The 18,873-nt window shown below is 48.8% G+C and carries 17 protein-coding genes; 8 read left to right on the top strand and 9 right to left on the bottom strand.

The genetic code is table 11. The features are described 5' to 3' along the window. The first annotated feature begins 399 nt into the window (after positions 1-399). From MKY23_RS02115 to MKY23_RS02105, 3 genes are all read left to right on the top strand, one after another. On the top strand, positions 400-1,227 hold the full coding sequence (locus MKY23_RS02115) for an aldo/keto reductase (RefSeq protein ID WP_339834923.1): 828 nt from the start codon (positions 400-402) through the stop codon (positions 1,225-1,227). Between the two features lie 271 nt (positions 1,228-1,498). Then, complete coding sequence (locus MKY23_RS02110) at positions 1,499-2,017, top strand: sigma-70 family RNA polymerase sigma factor (protein WP_154891466.1); 519 nt, start codon at positions 1,499-1,501, stop codon at positions 2,015-2,017. Further along, the gene (locus MKY23_RS02105) at positions 2,014-2,865 is read left to right on the top strand and encodes a hypothetical protein (RefSeq protein WP_339834920.1); all 852 of its coding nucleotides are present in this window, start codon (positions 2,014-2,016) and stop codon (positions 2,863-2,865) included. The genes MKY23_RS02110 and MKY23_RS02105 overlap by 4 nt, the downstream gene beginning before the upstream one ends. 157 nt (positions 2,866-3,022) lie before the next feature. Here MKY23_RS02105 and MKY23_RS02100 read toward each other — a convergent pair whose 3' ends face one another. Continuing rightward, positions 3,023-3,481 (bottom strand): cupin domain-containing protein, encoded by a 459-nt coding sequence (locus tag MKY23_RS02100; RefSeq protein WP_090919039.1) that lies wholly within the window; start codon positions 3,479-3,481, stop codon positions 3,023-3,025. Between the two features lie 278 nt (positions 3,482-3,759). On the opposite strand from MKY23_RS02100, the gene MKY23_RS02095 reads away from it, so the two are divergent. Further along, positions 3,760-4,611 (top strand): AraC family transcriptional regulator, encoded by an 852-nt coding sequence (locus MKY23_RS02095; protein ID WP_090918863.1) that lies wholly within the window; start codon positions 3,760-3,762, stop codon positions 4,609-4,611. 168 nt (positions 4,612-4,779) lie between these two features. On the opposite strand, the gene MKY23_RS02090 is transcribed toward MKY23_RS02095, so the two are convergent. After that, complete coding sequence (locus MKY23_RS02090; RefSeq protein WP_339834918.1) at positions 4,780-6,396, bottom strand: glycoside hydrolase family 28 protein; 1,617 nt, start codon at positions 6,394-6,396, stop codon at positions 4,780-4,782. A gap of 403 nt (positions 6,397-6,799) precedes the next feature. On the opposite strand from MKY23_RS02090, the gene MKY23_RS02085 reads away from it, so the two are divergent. From MKY23_RS02085 to MKY23_RS02070, 4 genes are all read left to right on the top strand, one after another. Continuing rightward, complete coding sequence (locus MKY23_RS02085) at positions 6,800-7,549, top strand: amino acid ABC transporter ATP-binding protein (protein ID WP_276539760.1); 750 nt, start codon at positions 6,800-6,802, stop codon at positions 7,547-7,549. Positions 7,550-7,624: 75 nt separating this feature from the next. Then, positions 7,625-8,464 carry a transporter substrate-binding domain-containing protein gene (locus MKY23_RS02080; protein ID WP_339834913.1) on the top strand — a complete coding sequence of 280 codons (840 nt, stop codon included), beginning with the start codon at positions 7,625-7,627 and terminating at the stop codon, positions 8,462-8,464. Positions 8,465-8,605: 141 nt separating this feature from the next. Next, positions 8,606-9,328, top strand: a complete 723-nt coding sequence (locus tag MKY23_RS02075) for an amino acid ABC transporter permease (RefSeq protein WP_090918871.1) — start codon at positions 8,606-8,608, stop codon at positions 9,326-9,328. Between the two features lie 71 nt (positions 9,329-9,399). Continuing rightward, positions 9,400-10,050 carry an amino acid ABC transporter permease gene (locus MKY23_RS02070; protein ID WP_090918873.1) on the top strand — a complete coding sequence of 217 codons (651 nt, stop codon included), beginning with the start codon at positions 9,400-9,402 and terminating at the stop codon, positions 10,048-10,050. Between the two features lie 717 nt (positions 10,051-10,767). Here the strand turns inward: MKY23_RS02070 and MKY23_RS02065 are convergent. The 7 genes from MKY23_RS02065 to MKY23_RS02035 all read right to left on the bottom strand — a co-directional run bounded on the left by MKY23_RS02065 (position 10,768) and on the right by MKY23_RS02035 (position 18,871). Further along, on the bottom strand, positions 10,768-11,886 hold the full coding sequence (locus tag MKY23_RS02065) for an IS110 family transposase (RefSeq protein WP_154985940.1): 1,119 nt from the start codon (positions 11,884-11,886) through the stop codon (positions 10,768-10,770). Positions 11,887-12,213: 327 nt separating this feature from the next. Further along, positions 12,214-13,569, bottom strand: a complete 1,356-nt coding sequence (locus MKY23_RS02060) for an FAD-dependent oxidoreductase (protein ID WP_339834911.1) — start codon at positions 13,567-13,569, stop codon at positions 12,214-12,216. A gap of 191 nt (positions 13,570-13,760) precedes the next feature. Further along, positions 13,761-14,606, bottom strand: a complete 846-nt coding sequence (locus tag MKY23_RS02055) for a carbohydrate ABC transporter permease (RefSeq protein WP_336122757.1) — start codon at positions 14,604-14,606, stop codon at positions 13,761-13,763. Further along, on the bottom strand, positions 14,599-15,513 hold the full coding sequence (locus tag MKY23_RS02050) for a sugar ABC transporter permease (protein ID WP_336121291.1): 915 nt from the start codon (positions 15,511-15,513) through the stop codon (positions 14,599-14,601). Before MKY23_RS02050 ends, MKY23_RS02055 begins: the two co-directional genes overlap by 8 nt. Beyond that, positions 15,510-16,442, bottom strand: a complete 933-nt coding sequence (locus MKY23_RS02045) for a hypothetical protein (RefSeq protein ID WP_339834908.1) — start codon at positions 16,440-16,442, stop codon at positions 15,510-15,512. The genes MKY23_RS02050 and MKY23_RS02045 overlap by 4 nt, the downstream gene beginning before the upstream one ends. A gap of 110 nt (positions 16,443-16,552) precedes the next feature. Further along, positions 16,553-17,848, bottom strand: coding sequence for a sugar ABC transporter substrate-binding protein (locus MKY23_RS02040; protein ID WP_339834906.1), 1,296 nt, complete (start codon positions 17,846-17,848; stop codon positions 16,553-16,555). A 246-nt stretch (positions 17,849-18,094) separates the two neighbouring features. Next, a complete protein-coding gene (locus MKY23_RS02035; RefSeq protein ID WP_339834904.1) occupies positions 18,095-18,871 on the bottom strand; it encodes a response regulator in 777 nt (258 codons plus the stop codon). Positions 18,872-18,873 lie beyond the last annotated feature (2 nt).

The raw sequence follows: 18,873 nt of genomic DNA, 5'->3' as shown, positions 1-18,873 counted from the left end.
GTGACATACTCATCAACATCATGCATCATGAAATGTTTTTTACGACAAACGAGATTTGAGGCATTTCAGCTTTAACCATCATCCCTTCCCCAAGCCATTTTGGGGTTATTCCCCAATTATGAATGCGCGATTGTGAATATGTAGATCACAATATAGGTTATATATACCAAGTTTACTATATCATAGTTTTTTGGAACCATAAACCATTTTGTTGTAAATAGTTACTTTTATTTAAATAACTAGTCCAACATAACTATATATGTTTCAAAGAAATAATTCTTGAAATTTAACTAACTCTCTTTTAACAAATCTCATTTCGAAAAATTAGACCAATTACTTATATCGTAGTACTCTATATATAGGAAATTCACAGAAGAATCAGAGGAGGAATGACAGATCATGAAACACGTTCAGGACACAACCACACTCAACAATGGAGTCAAGATGCCATGGCTTGGCTTTGGCGTATTCAAAGTGAAAGACGGAGATGAGGTTGTAAATGCCGTCAAAACAGCGATAGAAGCTGGATACCGCAGCATCGATACTGCCAAAGTATATAATAACGAATCCGGTGTCGCTCAAGGCATTCGTGAATCTGGCATTGCTCGTGAAGATTTGTTTATCACAACCAAAGTATGGAACAGTGACCAAGGCTACGAGAGCACACTTGCCGCTTTCGAAGAAAGCATGCAACGTCTGGAGCTTGAATATCTCGATCTCTACTTGATCCACTGGCCTGTCAAAGGCAAGTACAAAGATACATGGAGAGCACTGGAGAAACTCTATAAAGAAGGACGTGTTCGCGCCATCGGCGTGAGTAACTTTCAGACTCACCACCTGGAAGACCTCTTGATGGATGCCACCATCAAACCTGCGGTCAATCAGGTCGAGCTTCATCCGCTCCTGACTCAGAAGGAACTACGCGACTATTGCAGCACACATGAGATTCAGATTGAAGCCTGGTCTCCACTTGGACAAGGTAATCTGATGGAGCATCCTTTGCTCAAGGACATCGCAGCCAAGTACGGTAAGTCACCGGCACAAGTCATATTGCGCTGGGATCTGCAAAATGGCATCGTGACCATCCCGAAATCCGTAACAACTGAGCGCATTCATGCCAATACCGAGCTATATGATTTCGAGTTAACAGCTGAGGAGATTGAACAGATTAACGGTCTGAACGAGAATAAGCGTTTCGGTTCCGATCCGGACAATTTTAATTTCTGACATATTGAATTGAGCTACACCCGCCTTCGTTTCTGGAAGAGCGGGTGTTTTGATATGGTTCTGCGCAGGTTATAGTCACAGACTTCGTTGTGAAAAATGATGGTATGGCCCCTTTGTAATAGAGATTACATATTTTTTTTGCAAGCCTTAAAACTATTTTGCCTCCTTATCAGTCTAACGGGTATCAAACAACTCAAGCACTCTACACCAATCCGGGCCTGGAATATACGAGGACTTGAATATTATTTAGGTTGATCAGGGGGGAACAAGATTGATTAGACTGAACAGCAGAAAAACAAAGGAAGAACAGTTCAGCGAAAAAATAACAACGATCCAAAACAAATTATACAGACTGGCATACTGCTATGTGAAAAATGAACAAGAAGCATTGGACATCGTATCCGAAGCCACATACAAAGGTTATATTGCTTATGGCAAAATGGATTCCATGACCTATTTTGATTCCTGGATGTCACGGATTGTAATCAATACATCGATCGACCATATTCGTCGCAGCCAGCGCGTAACTTATATGGAGGATCATGTGCAAGAGTTCGCAGCTCCAGAGCGAGGAGCCTCCATAGAAGAAAAGATGGATCTGTACGATGCGCTCGATCGCCTCGTGCCTGAAGATAGAGCCTATATCATATTGAAGTTTTTCGATAATATGCGTTTTCGAGAAATCGCTGAAGTGCTCTCCCTATCTGAGAATACCGTCAAGTCAAAATTTTATCGGATCATCAATAAATTAAAATTGGATTTAGTTGAAGGAGAGGTTGGAGATCTATGACAAGTAAAGAACGTTATGAAAACATTGAAATCCCGGCTCAACTTACAGAGGTTATTCGTCAAGCCCAGCGAAAAGCGGCTGCTCGCAAAAAATCATCTCGTCTCATTCGCTATGCTTCTGCTCTGGCAGCATGTGCAGCTTTTCTGTTCATCGTCAACATTCCTACAGTTGCAAATGCTATGGTCAAAATACCTGTGGTCGGAACGATTGTTCAAGTATTACAATTTGGCGATGGCGGTAAGATTACCGATGGAGTAACCGTGGGTTCGGACGCAACGCAAAATACGCTTAAAATTCATTTTAGTACCGATGACCAGGACCAGACGAATGACGCACCTTATTATAATGTAGTACACAAGTCAGCACCCAATCGTATCCTCTTTACATTCAGCGGTGCACGTTACATGGATATGGAGAAAGTAAAAAACGACTTCATGACTCAACCTTTAGTAAAAGATGTCTATGGTTCCATGATTCTAGACGACTCCTCCGTCGGATTCGTTGTTGTTTTAAAAGAAGGCGTACAGTATTCCGTCACGGAATTCAAGAACCCTGGATATTTGGAAGTGAAGCTGACTTCTGACGGCAAACCAGTCACACCTCGAAAGGTGTTCTCACTCCGTACAGAATCAATGCCTTTTGGAGAGTCCATGGGTATATTAAAAGAATCTTATCCGGATGAGGATATCTCCTTCCTTAAAACGTCTACGGATGAGTTCACGGCTGTTATCGGTGAGTATTCTACCGCGGAAGAAGCTGAACTCAAGCTTAAGGAACTCGCTAAGCTACCGGAGTATAATGGAGAGTTTTATGTAGACAGCTGGATGAGTAATGAAAATCCGAAGTGAGCAGTATTCGCCATCGGACATGCAAAGCATTCACAATGAACATCAAGGGTGATATGAGAAATGTAAGAGCAAGAAAGAAGAGCACTCAAAAAAAACCGATTCAGATGCTGAAGCATGTCTGAATCGGTTTTTTAAATTTAAAGTTTTAAATATAAGCTTATCCTTTGGATACCAGCTTGAAGTCATCAAAGTGAAAACCTGGCGCTACGACGCAAGTGACCAGAACCGGCTCATCGCCCAATGGTCGTGCCGTCTGCCATACACCTGCAGGCACAAGTACCTGCGGAGATTGTCCTGCCTCGATATCCATGCCGAGAATCAGCACTTCCTCATTCTCCGGGTTTTCGCCGTTGCCACCCAATTTCAATTCAATTGGACTGCCGCTGTGCCATAACCACAGCTCATCCGAAAGCACCGTGTGCCACTCGGAGATTTCATGAGCATGAAGCAAGAAATACGTTGAACTTGCCGAGAAGCGCGGACCAGAGTAAGCGTCCGGTAATACGGATTGCGGGATTTGATAAGATGCTTTCCAAACTTCCTTATACCAACCACCTTCAACGTGAGGCTGCATATCCAGCGCAGCTACGAGCGGTGATAATTCATGTGCTGTCATAACTTGTTTCCTTCCTTCCAATTCATTTTCGGGGATACTCCCAAACTGGAGCATGACCTCGCTCTCCTTACTCTAAAACAACATGTCCGTTTTGTCACCTTTATAACGGGCATTCTTCCATTCGTCCACCTTCTCCACAATATCCCTCCCGTCCCTGATGAATGATATCTATCTTCACAAAAAGCAATCTCACTCTATATGATAGCGTTTACAAAATTATCTACTTTCCGTTATGATATGAGTATCAACGCCAAGCTGAAGTGGAGAGGAGTTGCCTAATGAGTCTCATTGAGGATCGAATCGGACCCAAGTATCGGATTGGTGATTATGCCTTTACCATAGAATATATGCGAAGACATGACGGGAGTGCGATGCCGCAACCTCATGCTCATCCCTTTTACGAATTATATTACCTGCTCGAAGGTGAACGGGTATACTCCATGAATGGACAGATTTTGCCTGCGCGAAAAGGTGACTTGGTTCTCATCAACCCGCATGATGTACACACCACCTCCAAAGGCAACAAACCTGGCTTCGAACGGATTCTCATTGGTTTTTCGCCTGCTTTTGCCACGGGCATGGAGCTAGGCATATGTGGCCTGCTGCCATTCAAATGCTCCAGCCTCCTCCGTCTTCCCGAGTCAGATCAACCAGAGATCGAGCGCATCCTGTGGCAGATGCTTCAGGAATGCAAAGAACGACGCCCTCATTATGAGATCGCCGTACGTAGTCTGCTGGCTCAACTTCTGATTCTTGTCCATCGGGCACAGGAGGTTATCCGGGAATCCAATCCAGGCTCGCTACATCCGATGCAGGACAAGATCAGCGAGATTGTAACCTATGTCAATAAACACTACACCGAACCGCTCACTTTGGAAGATGCTGCAGCCCGTTTTTATATCAGCCCTTCTTATCTCAGCCGAATGTTCAGCAGGCTTACCGGATTTCGCTTCAGCGAATATTTGCGTATCGTTCGAGTTCGAGAGGCACAGCGAAGATTACTTTCAACACAAGAGCGGGTTCAATTTATCGCAGAGAAGGTCGGATTTGAGCATACTGCTCATTTTAACAAAACCTTTAAACAGATCACAGGCACAACGCCGCTACGTTATCGCAAAGAGCATCGATGAATGTGACATGTTGTCCTAACCTATTCTTCCTATACAAAATCAATTGGGCAGCCGTTTTCCAGCTCCAGCATGTGCTCTTCTCCATCTCAGGAGAAGTTCAGGCGATGACTGGACTGCATACATGGCTGCCCTATTACACTTCTAATAGGCACGAAAAAATCACACCGTTTATCTACGAATGATAACTCCATTTCGGACTTCCGGACTTACCGATATCTGCCGTCCTTCCGTATCTGCATCCGTTTCCCGACATACAATCCCCGCAGATTCAAGTCCAGTGACTTTCAATAGCTTCCCATCCGCACCCACACCTTTAATGTCCTCCAGTGTAGCGCCTTTGCAGTTATGAAGATGAATAAGCGGACCTTCGGTGATCTGTGCCTGAAGCCCTGTAATCTGTAAATGTTTTGCCTGAGCACACTGAATGCCCGTACGCGCTTCCACGCTGTAACGTTCGATACTTACGCTGTCCAGAGGCATCTCCGGTAGACCGCTAACAAATAATGCCGTATCAGCTCCCGCGCAGACCACATCCGAGATGCGAATATCGCGGAACACCGGCGTTTCTTCGCTGACCTCTTTTGCAAGGTCCCCACCGCGGGCAGACCCCTCCATATTGGCATAGAAAAAGGAAAACGAAATAGCTTCCATAATGATATCCTTCATATAAATGCGCTCAATCTGAATATCCTCAACGGTCCCCCCGCGTCCGCGTGCGCTCTTGAAACGAAGACCAATATCCGTGCCGATAAACGTACAATCCGTTACCCGTACATGCCGTACACCGCCAGACATTTCACTGCCGATCACAAAGCCGCCATGACCATGATACACCGTGCAATCCCGAATCGTAACGTACTCCGATGGTAGCCCGAGTTCACGCCCCTCGGCATCTTTTCCTGATTTCATACAGATTGCATCGTCACCAACATCAAATATACTCTGCTCTACCAGAACATGACGACATGATTCAATATCCAGCCCGTCTCCATTCTGGGAGAACCACGGGTTTCGCACATTCACTTTACGAATCGTCACATGTTCACAAGCCCAGGGATGCAGATTCCAGGCCGGTGAGTTCTGGAAAGTAGGCCCTTCCAGCAGAACCCGTTTGCATTGACGCAAGCTAACCATGTTCGGCCGCAAGAAATCCCGGATCTCTTGATGCGCGGCGAGATCACGTACTTTTTCCAGGTATAGCTTCTCGGCAATGGCACCACCATCCATCGCAGATTGGGAAGGCCACCAGATCTGTTCATCCGTCGTTTCTGACGTTTCCACAACACCACCAGAGGCAAGCAGTCGCTTCCACTGGCCAGCGGTCATTTTGGAACGTTTCACCGGACGCCAGGCTTCACCGCCGCCATCCCAGATGCCTTCCCCCGTAATCGCAATATCTTCGAGTCCGTCTGCATCAATTGGAGATTGACAACGTACAACCTGCCAACCCTCGAAGCTTGATGCAATAAGAGGATACTTGTTGAAATCCTGACTAAAGGTTACCAGTGCGCCGGCTTGCACATACAGTTCAATCCGGCTACGCAGCACGATCGGTCCAGTGAGCCACACGCCGGCAGGAATGATAATCCTGCCTCCACCTGCGTCTGCACATGCCGCAATAACTAACCGAAAGGCCTCTGTATTATCTGTAATACCGTCTCCAACGGCACCATACTCGGTAATATGAAAATCATTTTTAGGAATCTCGGGCAAATCCACTTCGTATGCTTGAAGTTCAGTTGCACTGCCTGACCCTGCAGATAATGGGGAGCGATATATATTCATGGTATGAAATCATCCTCTCTACTCGGTTCTCTCGTTTCATCATATCAACGGCACAGTAGTGACGGGTTAAGCTTTTTTGCCATGTACAGAGTGAACTTGATGTTATTTGTTATTTATATTTGTTAGCCCGTCTATAAAAACAAGACACTATTTTTAGTTTACAGCATACATCAATTCCAGTCATTGTAAATAAACTAGGAGTATTGATTCATTTTTCTGTCAGCATTCGTCACAAGAAAACCAACTATATAACATATATATAACGTAAATTTGGGCTATAGCCCTATAAAACCCATTACTTATGTCACGTTTTATTACAGACCAATTGCTATCAGCAGGATGTCTATGTATGATTAAATAACCACTTTGCAATAATTCCTTTTAATCCCATTTTTACTCTCCATTGCAGAAAGGGTGTGTGTTCTTGATTGAATTTAAACGTGTGCAAAAGCATTTCGGTCATTTCCATGTCCTCAAGGATATTCATCTTCGTATCGAAGAAGGAGAAGTCGTCGTTATTGTCGGACCTTCAGGCTCTGGCAAAAGTACGTTGCTCCGTTGCATTAACCGCCTGGAGACCATCAGTGAAGGTGAGCTCGTTGTCAGCGGCATTCCTCTGCATCAGAAAAAGGTGGACATCAACCTCTTCCGCCGCGACATCGGCATGGTTTTTCAACATTTCAATCTGTATCCCCACAAAAAAGTCATCGACAACATCACTCTTGCACCCGTCAAGGTGCGTAAGCAACCCAAAGCCCAAGCCGTAGCAACCGCTATGAAATACCTTGAACGGGTCGGCATTGCCGATAAAGCAGACAGTTACCCATCCCAATTGTCCGGTGGACAACAACAGCGTGTAGCCATTGCGAGAGGACTCGCCATGGAACCGAAGATTATGCTTTTTGACGAACCCACGTCCGCCCTTGATCCTGAGATGATCGGGGAGGTTCTGGATGTGATGCGCTCCCTTGCCCACAACGGCATGACCATGGTCGTCGTTACCCACGAGATGGGATTTGCCCGTGAGGTGGCAGACCGGGTCATTTTCATGGACGAGGGCCGGATCGTCGAAGAGGCACCCGCAGTAGATTTTTTTGACAATCCCCGAGAAGAAAGAGCACAACAGTTCCTTAGCCGCCTGATCCATCATTAACCTCTTCGTACTTTCACCCAGACGTTAATCCAATCATTTATGCTCACTCCACATTTTGAAAGGGGTCTTAAATTGATGAACAATAATATGAAGTTCCCGTCTTTAACGTTAATGTTGGTGCTTATGTTATCACTCGTATTATCTGGCTGTAACTCCACTGGTACAAACACACCTTCCACAAGCGGTGGGGGCGATGCGGAAGCGCAAGGTACGATTGAACGGATTAAGGAACGCGGCAAGCTGATTGCTGGCGTGAAATATGACACGAAGTTATTTGGACTCAAAGACCCGGCAAGCGGAGATGTGGAAGGCTTTGATATCGATATTGCCAAGGCACTGGCCAAGCAGATTTTGGGAGATGAAACGAAGGTCGAACTGAAAGAAGTAACGTCCAAAACACGGATACCGATGCTGCAAAACGGAGATATCGACATCATCATTGCGACGATGACCATCACGGATGAGCGGAAAGAGCAAGTGGATTTCAGTGATGTGTACTTCGAGGCAGGCCAATCCCTTCTGGTGAAAAACGACAGTGCCATCGCTGGTCTGGAGAGCCTGGATGGTGTGAAAGTGCTTGCCGTGAAAGGCTCTACGTCTGCACAGAATATCCGCGAGAAGGCACCGAAAGCCGACGTGCTGGAGTTTGATAATTATCAAGATGCGTTTACAGCGCTGAAAGCAGGCAAAGGCGAGGCGCTGACGACCGATAACATCATCCTCATCGGCATGCAGCAGACGGACAACAACTACAAGTTGGTTGGCGGCAACTTCACTAGTGAGCCATACGGCATGGCGATTCGCAAGGGCGATACGGCTTTTGTAGAAGATGTGAACAAGATGCTGAAAGCCCTGAAGGATAGCGGTGAGTATGACACGTTGCATGAAAAGTGGCTAGGTAGCAAGCCTGAATAGTCCAAGTACCTGATGATGAGCAAATCTACCATCAGCTAAACATTCAATATACACTGCAAGCATCTGCCGTATACGAGAAATACGTATGCAGCAGATGCGCTGTTGTTTTATTTTCACACCTGGAGAACGGGGGCTCTTGTTATGGGCACATTGGATTTCAGCGTACTGTTCAGACACTCCGACCGCTTTATGGAAGGATTTCTGAATACAATTCAAGTGAGCGTGATGGCTCTGATTGGCAGCTTTGTACTCGGGGCCATTCTGGCGATCTTTCGAATCTCACCGGTCAAACCGTTGAACTGGTTTGGTACGGCCTTTGTTGAATTTATCCGCAACATTCCGTTGTTGCTGGTTGTGTTTTTTTTCTATCTCGGACTGCCTTCGCTGGGTATTTCTCTGGATGGATTTGTCGCGGGCACACTGGGACTAACCATATACACGGCCGTTTTCATCGCAGAAGCGATTCGGGCAGGCATCCAAACTGTACCTCGAGGTCAACTGGAGGCCGCACGTTCATCGGGACTGTCTTATGTACAGGCCATGAATCTGGTCATCCTGCCGCAGGCCATCAAAATTGTACTACCTTCTATTGGCAATCAATTTATTAATCTGGTCAAAAACTCATCCATCCTGGCGGTTGTGGCCGGCATGGACTTGATGTATTTTGCCGACATTGTGAACTCCGATACGTTCCAGCCACTAAGCGTCTACACCATCGTTGCTCTGTTCTATCTGATACTGACCTTACCGCTCAGCTTTCTGGTGCATTATATGGAACGCAGATTTGGACAGAGTGATGCAGAAGCACGCAAGCCCAAAGGAAAACCGAAGAAAAATAAACCTGCCGGGCAGGTTACGATGTAGAGCATTTCTAATCCAGTCACATGTGGTGACGCATTGAACATATATCGCTCACCGTAGGAGGCATCGAACGTATGGACTTTAGCGGGGCCTATGAATGGCCTAACCTTCGTTTCCTGTTGCAAGGATTTTGGGTGACCCTTCAAGTTGCAGGCTTATCCATTGTGTTCAGCTTTGTGCTGGGCACACTGCTCGGTACGATACGATTTACACGAATCCCCGTCCTCTCCCAGATTGTGGCGGTTATCGTAGATACCATTCGTAACCTGCCGCTGCTGCTCATCATCTTTTTTATCCATATCGTGCTACCACAGCTTGGTATTAAAATGCCACCCTTCTGGTCCACGGTTGTAGGACTGAGTCTGTTCGAAGGCGCCATGATCGCTGAGATCGTGCGAAGCGGTCTTAAGTCTGTAGAACGCGGTCAGGTGGAAGCTGCCCGCTCCTCTGGCCTAAGTTACATGCAGACGCTCAGCGGTATCATTATGCCACAAGCACTGCGCCGCATGTCTCCGCCCATGGTCAGCCAATTTATTTCTCTATTGAAGGATACGTCACTGGCCATCATCATCTCCCTGCCGGAGCTGATGCGCAATGTGCAGATCCTTGGAGGTCAAAGCTTCGATTACATCATCCCGGCGTTGTTGCTCGCTGCTGTACTCTATTTCATCATCAACTACTCCCTCTCGATCGTTGCCAGAAGACTTGAGGCACGAATGAACTAGGGAGGTAAAGCGTTGTTTTGTTTCAGTTGTTTTGTTTCAGTTGTTTTGTTTCAGTTGTTTTGTTTCCATTGCTTGTGGCAACGGTTCGGAGCCATGCTGCTCTAGTGCTCCATGTTGAACGGTTTGAGGCAACCGCTACGATTGCTCGCGATTCAACTCCTCCAGCTTCAATGCTCGAAGTGGAGTCGCTCGCAATATGAGCTAAACAAAGCAACGGTTCGAAGTTCAAAAGCTCCCGTTCCACATTTTTCGTGGAATTGGAGCTCTTGAATTCTAACGATCTCAGATGAGCTTATTTAGCCATTTTTGAGGCATTTTCAATTCTAACGATCCGTAGGAAGCTTATTTTGCTGATTCAGGCCATTTTACGCCCCATTCCGAGCAATCTTGGCAAAATAGCGTCACTCGTGATCGTTGCTATGAACGTTTTAGTCAAGCCCAGCACAAAAATACTGCAATTTCGTCGAAGTCCTAAGCGCGGGGGTCCATATGCGAGCGACGGTTGGCACGCTGCTATCCGTGGGTTGGTTACCACATGGTATGCCTTCGTCAAGGAGAGCGGTTGTAAGCTAGAAACGCACGTTCAGCCCACGTAGAGCCTAGTGCAAACGATCAACACAGATTCTCTCCTGAACCTTTTCATGAACCCCCGGGCGTAAGACTCCGAGTTTTACCCTATTCCCTTGTGACGAACGTCTTGGACAAATGCAAAACAACTTACTTTGCGTTCGGCTGTTCCATGGTTCGGGCAACCGCCCAAATAAAGCCCATCAGTTCACGTGCTACAGCGGCAATCGCCACATTGGGATGCTTGTGTTTTCCAAAGATCAGACGGCGGTATTTAGCATGTAGCCTGTTCTGCGCTTTCCATGAAATCTGTTGTATGTCCGCGGACAGACCTTCTAAACGGATGGCTAAGTCTCCTTTCACCGCCGGTCGGTGACGGTAACTCCAAGCCGATTCGATCAAGGTTCGACGTAGGCGCCCATTCCCTGTTTTGGTGATGGAACCTCGTTTGGTACTGGCTCCAGACGAATGCTCACGGGGAACCAGGCCCAAGTAAGCCATGAGCCTCGCTGGGGAAGAAAACCGGGCAAATGAACCGATCTCCGAAACCAGGGTAACCGCCGTCAGAAAACCAATGCCGCGAAGGGACTGCAAGATGCGGATCATTTCCGTTTTGGGATGGGTCGCCGCTTCTTCAATAAGTGCTTTTTCCAATCGACTAATCCGCTGTTCCACCTCATTCAGTGTGTGAAGATACTCGGTAAATGCGGTTTGCATCGAGATTTGCGGGAAAGTGACTGTTCCCAGCCAGATCCGATATTTTTTCGTCCAGGCCCGTTTGATGTGTTCCGGCGGATGGATCTGGTGGCGAAGTAAAAACTTGAGCACACGCTGGCGAGCCCGGTGTAAATCCTCTTTAGCTGTTTCACGTGCACGAACCAATTCACGCAGAGCTTCATCCTCTGGAGCGGGAACGTAAATGGGAGTGAGTTCGCCCGCACGAAATAAACGCGCCAGTTGTTCTGCGTCGCGGCGGTCGGTTTTCACTCGATCCCCTGCACGTTTGGGAATGAGGGACGGAGCGATGACCACACAATGTGCACCCATAGATTCAATCCAGCGGTGGGTTTCGTATCCTGTCGGACCAGCTTCATAGCAGAAGGACAAGGTATTTGCAGGTCCAAGCGCTTTGATGAGTTTACGTAAAGCGGCAGGCGAATGCGCAATGGACCCGTAATACCGAGGTTTGGCCTGTCCTTCGTCTGCGATAGCCACCGAAATTTTTTCTTTGGACACATCTAAACCGATGAATTTTGTGGTAGACTGCATAGTGATAGCTCTCCTTTGCTGTGTAGCTCTGAAATGGTGGTTTTGTCACTTTCCATTTTAACCTACGAGTGCAGCAATATGGAGGGCTATCCTTGTTTACGTTCATCATAGCTAGAATTTCACCACTGTGCGGTTACCCTAACTTCGTTCCCTTTACCGAGTTATTTCGCCTTCACTAATGTTCTGGGAGAGTAGATTAGCTTCAAAGGTTCGCAGCCCCACACATTCTAAGCCGTGTTACTTACGAATCCGTCTTCCCTTCCAACGAACCTAAGACGTTCTCGCAGCTTCTCCCCCCCCGGCCCATTCTTATTCCAACCTTTCCGCTCAAATTGCCGCACCATTTTGGCGTAACTCTGCTTGCAACAGTGATACAGGAAGCTTTGCAAGCGCAAGTTTCAGCTTTACCGCCATAGCCGCAGCTGTTCCCGCAGCTTCTCCCGTGGCCATACAGCTTGGGGTCAGTCTGGTTGTGGCGTGAGCCTCATGTGTCGTGGAGATACAGCGTCCGGTAGCCAGCAAGTTGCTGATATTTTGCGAGAGCAGCGAACGATAGGGAATATCATACGCACCATCTCCTTCAATAAAGGCTGCAGTCACACCCTGCCCGGAGGGATCATGAATATCGATAGGATAACCGCTTCTAGCGACTACATCTTCGAACTTCCGCCCTGCAACGACATCTTCCTGAGTCAGTGCATAGCGCCCAACAATACGTCTGGATTCACGAATACCGATCTGTGGGGCTACAGCCGAGATTGAAGCCCGTTCGAAACCAGGCACATCATTCCTCAGAAATTCGGCAATCATAAGCACCTGCTTCCGTCCTTCCTGTTCAGCTTCGGTTAAATCCACAGCATTGGTGGCATCAAGCCCCTGCACCCGGGTACAGTTAATCAACACTTCATCTTCTGCTGGCCCGGTAAAAAATAACACCTGATCGCGTTGAATCGGCACCGCCGCTTTCTTCCAGTGTGAATAGAAGCCGCTCACGCCCGTCAACGGAATCGTGTCTAACTCGGCAAAAGGTGTCTTCTCATAAAAATCCTCCGGATGCTCCTGCATATACTGTTTTACACGCCCCAGATCCACGCCGCGCATACGGAACTTCATCGTCATGGGCTGAGATTGGCTGTCTTCCTCCCGCCCCTTCGCTATAGTGGCCCCAGCCAGATAAGCCACATCCGCATCACCGCTCGCATCGACAAATACGTTCGCCTGAAGCTCCAGCTGACCGGATTTGTTCGTCACTCGCACCGCCTCTACTCGGTCATCCACCGTAGTAACACCATCTACGAAGCTGTGCAGCAACAGCCGAACACCCGCTTCTCTCAACATTTCTGCCGCAACTACCTGATACACAGCCGGATCGTACGGTGTCACGCTATGCACAAAACCAACCGTATCCCGCAGATGACCCGGCGAACCTCCACGTGCCTGCAAGCGGTCCACAATCTCCTGTGCAATTCCCCGAATGACCTGCTCACCCTGCTCCGTATGAAACGTCATCCACGGGTAGACCATAGCAGCGGTTGACATCCCGCCAACAAATCCGTAGCGTTCCACTAGAAGCACGCGAACACCCTGCCTCCCTGCTGCAATCGCCGCCGCTATTCCCGCGGGGCCGCCTCCGACAACGACAACATCCGCCGTTTCCCTTCTGACATTCGCCACTTCATTCAAACATGCCCTCTCCCTTCCAGACGATATGCTGCCCTTCCAATCGCCTGATGCCTGATGCATCCTGCCTCTGTCTGTCTGCTTTCGCCTATCCTCTCGCGCTTCTCCCCGTTCTCACCGTTCCCACGGTTCTCACCATCCCTTCTCTGTTACCCTTCAATTCTCCCAGCCTTCCAGCAGCTTCCCGATCCCGATCACTCCTTCAATCCTGTCATCGCCACACCCTCAATGAAACGCCGCTGCGCCAGAAAAAAGACGATCAATAGCGGCACCGTCGCCATCACGGTTGCACTCATCAAATACTGCCAGGCTGTGCCCACCTCATCCGTGAACAGGGACAACCCCAGCGGCAACGTCATCAGCTCTCTCGAATTGATAAAAATCAACGGATCAAAGAACTCATTCCAGCTCGTCACAAATGTAAAAATCGTCAGCGTCGCCATACCCGGCTTGGCAAGCGGAAGCATAATCTGCCAATAAATCCGAAATCGGCTACAGCCATCAATCATGGCCGCTTCCTCCAGCTCGGTGGGCACCGTAATAAAGAACTGCCGCATCACAAAGATGCCAAACACGCCGCCCGCGCCAAAGATCGGCAGTAAAATCAGCGGAAGATGCGTATCAATCCACCCTAGCTGCCGCATAAACAGAAACATCGGAATCGCTGTGACTTCATGCGGAATCATCATCGCGCTCAGCAAAATGAGAAAGACCACATTCCGCCCCTTAAACGGAATCTTGGCAAAAGCATACCCCGCAAGCGAAGCGAAAAACACCGTGCCAAGCACCACCAACGCAGAGATATACACACTATTCCCGTAAAAACGGTGAAACGGAATCAATCGAAACACATCGATATAATTCTGAAATTGCAAGCTGTCCGGTATCCACTGCGGCGGATAGGTAAATATGCTCTGCGGTTCCTTGAGGGATGTCGAGACCATCCAGATCAACGGAACAATCATGATCAGCGAAACTGCCGACAGTATCAAATAGGTGCCAACCGCAGCCCCGAACCTTCGGCCTGACAAACTAGGCATCGCCTTCACCAAACACCCACCTCTTTCGGAGCTGCCATTGCAGCAGCGTCAGAATCAGCACAATCAGGAACAGCACATACGCAAGGGACGAAGCATAGCCGAACTGAAACAGCTTGAACGCTTTTTCCCAGATGTAATAGACCAGAACTTTCGTGCTGTTGCTCGGCCCGCCTTGGGTCATGACATAGATCTGTCCAAATACTTTGAGCGACCCAATGACGGTCATCACGACGGTCAGAAATACGGTCGGCGTGATCATAGGCAGGGTGACGTTGAAAAAAGAAGCCCTTCTGCCCGCGCCATCCAGTGTCGCCGCTTCATACAAGGAACGCGGGACCTGCTGAAGTGCTGCAATGAACAGCACCATGTTCAGCCCGACATTTTTCAGCACACTCGTCACAATGACCGCAGGCATGGCCAGGTTCGGATCATATAGCCAGGCAGGGCCTTTAATCCCCATCATCAGCAATAGCTGATTGATCAGTCCCGACTCTGTTGCATACATCAGCTTCCACACGATGGCCCAGACAATTAAAGACGTCATCACCGGGACGAAAATGGCCGTTCTGAACAGGCTGATCCCTCGAATGCTTTTGGATAAGAGCAGGGCGAGCAGCAAAGCGAGCACGATATTCAGCGGCACCAGACCTGCCGTGAAGTAAACCGTATTGCCAAGCACTTCCCAGAACATGGCGTCCGTCATAATATTCCGATAATTTTCTAGTCCAATAAAATGGTGATCCCCAAGCAGCGGCCAATCCGTCAGGCTCATATACAACGCAAGCCCCATCGGGAACAGAAGCAGCAAAGTAAAGCCCAGCACCATTGGCGAAATAAACAACCAGCCAGCAATCTGCGCTTCCCTGGCGAGCGGCCCTCCACGTCTTCGCTTGTTGGATCGGCTCACGAGCCATCCCTCCCAGTCAAACGATCTATTGCATTGCGGAAGCTACTCACCGCTCTACGTAGCTCATCCTCCGTTTTGCCTGTAACGATGGCCCCCAGCATAATGGCCTTGATGCCGCTATGGTGAAGCACGGGAACATCCTCCGGCACCAGCTTGCGCTGGGAAGGGACAAGTACCGGTACTCCGGCCTGCAAGACCAGTTGCCGATAATGAAGCACGTCCGCAAAGCTGAGCGGGGTGCCGTATTCTTTGCCGGGTACAATTGAAGCCTCTAGTGCAGTAAAGCCGAAATGTGCAGCAGACGCCACCAGAGACACATCATACTCGTTGTTAATCGCAAACGTAGATTCCAGCCCAAGATTTTGCAACATAAAAGAAGGCAGATGATGCGCATAGATGGAGTAGAAGTCAAAGCCCATACCCGCCAGGCGCTCCACATCTTCTCTCCGTGTGCCTTCAATACTGCCGGAGGGCACAACGCCGAACGGACCAGCGAACTCCGAGCGGATCGCCCGAAATACCTCGGTGTACTCATCCAGCGGACCAAAATGGTTGCCGCTTGCGCGATGGCCCACATTAAAGTGCACCTTCAGAGCATCCGCACCTTCCTCCCGTGCCGCCCGAGCCAGTGCGAGATCATTCCCGGGCAGACTGACGATGAGCGACAACGGTTTTTGCTCCAGCATGGCTTGCAGTTGACCTGTCTTTTGCACATGCTGCTTAGTCCGAAGTTGACCGACTTGATGTGAATGTTGCGGGTTCTGCGCGTTCTCCGGGTTCTGCCAACTCTGAGAATGCTGCATCTGTTGTGACCCCTTTGTCTGTTCCTTCCTCTGCGAACGCTGCTGCATCTGCTCCGTCTGCTGACCCTTCTTCATGTCTTCCACCTGGTTCATCCCCTCACTTCTCTCACTTCTCTCACTCTGCATACGCCCCATTCACTTTTTTTCCGTCATTTTTCTTTCCATCATTTTCCCGTCTTCCCTACGCTCTATCTTATTTACGCTTCATCTCCCGCACTCCTTCACTCTCCAACTCTTCAGGGCTGCAATATGCGCTGCACTTCCGTCTGCATTTGTTTCAAATTATCCTCTGGCGAGGCTGTACGGGCGAATAATCGGTCAAAACCTTGCAGTACCGCGTTATCAATATCCTGCCAGCGGATATGTCCCGGAATCAGACGGGCTTTCGGCATTTCATCAATGACCGCCTGCACGATATGCTCTTTGCTCGGGTTGTTCGGCTGCTGGATGAAAGCATCGGAGTTCAGCACCGAAGTACGCGCAGGCACAAAGTACGTCGCGGTTGCTTGCGTTCCCTGTTCACTGGCGAAATACTTCAGCAATTTCTTCGTCTCCTCCGGGTGCTTGCTATCCTTGAACATGGCATAGCCCGCTTGCCCCAGCATCGGTACGCTGCCCTGTGAGCCGGACGGCATAGGTGCAATACTCCACTCAAAATCCTTGATCTCCCTCGCTTTGGACACATAGCTGTAGTTATCGAAGAACATGCCCACATTGCCTGCATCAAAGCTCACCTGTTCGCCCGCTTTCGGGTGAGATTCGTCGGTAAACATCATGCGTTCCAGCATCGCGAAGGTCTGCACACCGTACTGGTCATTCCAGGTAAACGCTGTCATATCTTCGTTGAACGGCCCGCTTCCATTAGACCAGGAGTACGAGGAAAGCACCGCCCAAGTCTTCCAGTCGCGAAAAAAGTTAGCCCCGTAAATGCGCTTCGCCGCATCTTTGCTGGTGATGGCTTTGGCAGATGCCTCGAACTGTTCCCACGTCCACTCCCCTTTGGCAGCCAGCGTGTTTGGATCGGTCAGCCCGGCTTTGTCGAAGAGCGTTTTATTATAAAACATTACCACCGGCGGTGTAGAAAACGGCAGGCCTAACAGTTGATCTCCCTCACGGAAGAGATCCAGCGTGCTGGGAATGTAATCGTCCAGCTTGAATTGTGCATCATCCTTGAACGCCGACACGTCGGCCAGAATGTGATTGGACTTGAACTGTGGTATCATGCGTTCCGATACCCAAGCCAGATCCGGGAGCGAGCCACCAGCGGCAAGCACCGATATTTTCTGCTGATAATCGGCAAAGGGTACCGATTCCATCGTTACCTTGATGCCCGGGTTCTCTTTGGTAAAGCCATCGATCAGCTTGTTGTACACATCAATGTGGGCCTGATTACCCCACATCATGAACTTCAGCTCTACCTTGTCGTTCTCTCCACCAGAGGCGTTAGAACCCCCGCCCGTATTGGTGCTAGTACACCCGATTAGAGCTGTGATCATAATCGCGAGAATCAGCATCAGTCCTGCTTTTTTCATCGAAATCCCCCTTATGGACGTTATGGTATTCTTGTGCCACCCCAGTATATCGAAAGCGCTGCTTGCTCCTAAATCACGTCAGTTGCAGAAATGGTACGGAATTTAAAGAGGTTTTTTTCGTGGCTCCTAACCCTGCCCTCATACAGTAATCGCCTAAATGCTCTCTATACTTCGCTCGTCCAAACTCTTCTAAACCAAGAGGCATTGTGCTAGTGCTAATCTCTTACCTTTACTCTCTGTTTCTTACTACTCCCCACGCTGTACACCATAACCATCACGGTACTCCCCTGCGGTACATCCCATCTGCTGTTTAAAAACCAACATAAAATGTTTCGGACTCTGATATCCAGATAACCGGGCAACGTCATAGATTTTGAGTCCGGTGTTGGCCAGCAGCCACTTGGCACGCTCCATTCGAGCCTCCGCGATATATTCGGAATAGTTGATGCCCGTCTCGGTTTTGAACAACTGGCTCAGATACGTCGGGTTCAGATTGACCAGTGAAGCAACCGTCTGGAGCCGCAGATCACCATCGGGATGCTGGTGGATGTGCTCTTTCACGCTACGAATAATTTTGCGAGGTTCCCCGTGTTCCGGGTTGGCTGTGCCAGAGGTTTCGGGGATGGGAAGTGTGGAGAGACCATACCTACGGTCCAGCAGCGATTGTATTTTTTCCAGACATTTCACCAGTTCATGACGTTCGATTGGCTTCAAAAGATAACTTAATACCCCGTGTTCCATTGCCCTGCGTGCATATTCGAACTCTCCGTACCCGCTGATAATAAGCATCAGCAGATCAGGGTACATCTCTCTCGCTAATGAAACCAGCGTCAATCCATCCATCTCGCGCATACGGATATCCGTGATTAATACATCCGGCACTTCACAGCGCAGTACCTCCAGTGCCTCGGCTCCGCTTGCCGCTTCCCCCACCACCTGAAACTGAGGGGATGCCTGTACAATCAACTCTCGTAATCCCTGGCGAATCACCGTTTCATCCTCGACAAGCAGCACTTTATACATGC

Origin of the sequence: Paenibacillus sp. FSL R7-0272 (genome assembly GCF_037969905.1) — a bacterium.
Lineage (GTDB): Bacteria > Bacillota > Bacilli > Paenibacillales > Paenibacillaceae > Paenibacillus > Paenibacillus polysaccharolyticus.
This window is presented reverse-complemented; position numbering and strand designations above follow the sequence as displayed.

Coding starts and splice junctions, on each gene's coding strand:
- MKY23_RS02115 (WP_339834923.1), top strand. CDS start 400: ATGAAACACGTTCAGGACACAACCACACTCAACAATGGAGTCAAGATG.
- MKY23_RS02105 (WP_339834920.1), top strand. CDS start 2,014: ATGACAAGTAAAGAACGTTATGAAAACATTGAAATCCCGGCTCAACTT.
- MKY23_RS02100 (WP_090919039.1), bottom strand. CDS start 3,481: ATGACAGCACATGAATTATCACCGCTCGTAGCTGCGCTGGATATGCAG.
- MKY23_RS02095 (WP_090918863.1), top strand. CDS start 3,760: ATGAGTCTCATTGAGGATCGAATCGGACCCAAGTATCGGATTGGTGAT.
- MKY23_RS02090 (WP_339834918.1), bottom strand. CDS start 6,396: ATGAATATATATCGCTCCCCATTATCTGCAGGGTCAGGCAGTGCAACT.
- MKY23_RS02080 (WP_339834913.1), top strand. CDS start 7,625: ATGAACAATAATATGAAGTTCCCGTCTTTAACGTTAATGTTGGTGCTT.
- MKY23_RS02075 (WP_090918871.1), top strand. CDS start 8,606: ATGGGCACATTGGATTTCAGCGTACTGTTCAGACACTCCGACCGCTTT.
- MKY23_RS02070 (WP_090918873.1), top strand. CDS start 9,400: ATGGACTTTAGCGGGGCCTATGAATGGCCTAACCTTCGTTTCCTGTTG.
- MKY23_RS02065 (WP_154985940.1), bottom strand. CDS start 11,886: ATGCAGTCTACCACAAAATTCATCGGTTTAGATGTGTCCAAAGAAAAA.
- MKY23_RS02055 (WP_336122757.1), bottom strand. CDS start 14,606: ATGCCTAGTTTGTCAGGCCGAAGGTTCGGGGCTGCGGTTGGCACCTAT.
- MKY23_RS02045 (WP_339834908.1), bottom strand. CDS start 16,442: ATGCAGAGTGAGAGAAGTGAGAGAAGTGAGGGGATGAACCAGGTGGAA.
- MKY23_RS02040 (WP_339834906.1), bottom strand. CDS start 17,848: ATGAAAAAAGCAGGACTGATGCTGATTCTCGCGATTATGATCACAGCT.
- MKY23_RS02035 (WP_339834904.1), bottom strand. CDS start 18,871: ATGTATAAAGTGCTGCTTGTCGAGGATGAAACGGTGATTCGCCAGGGA.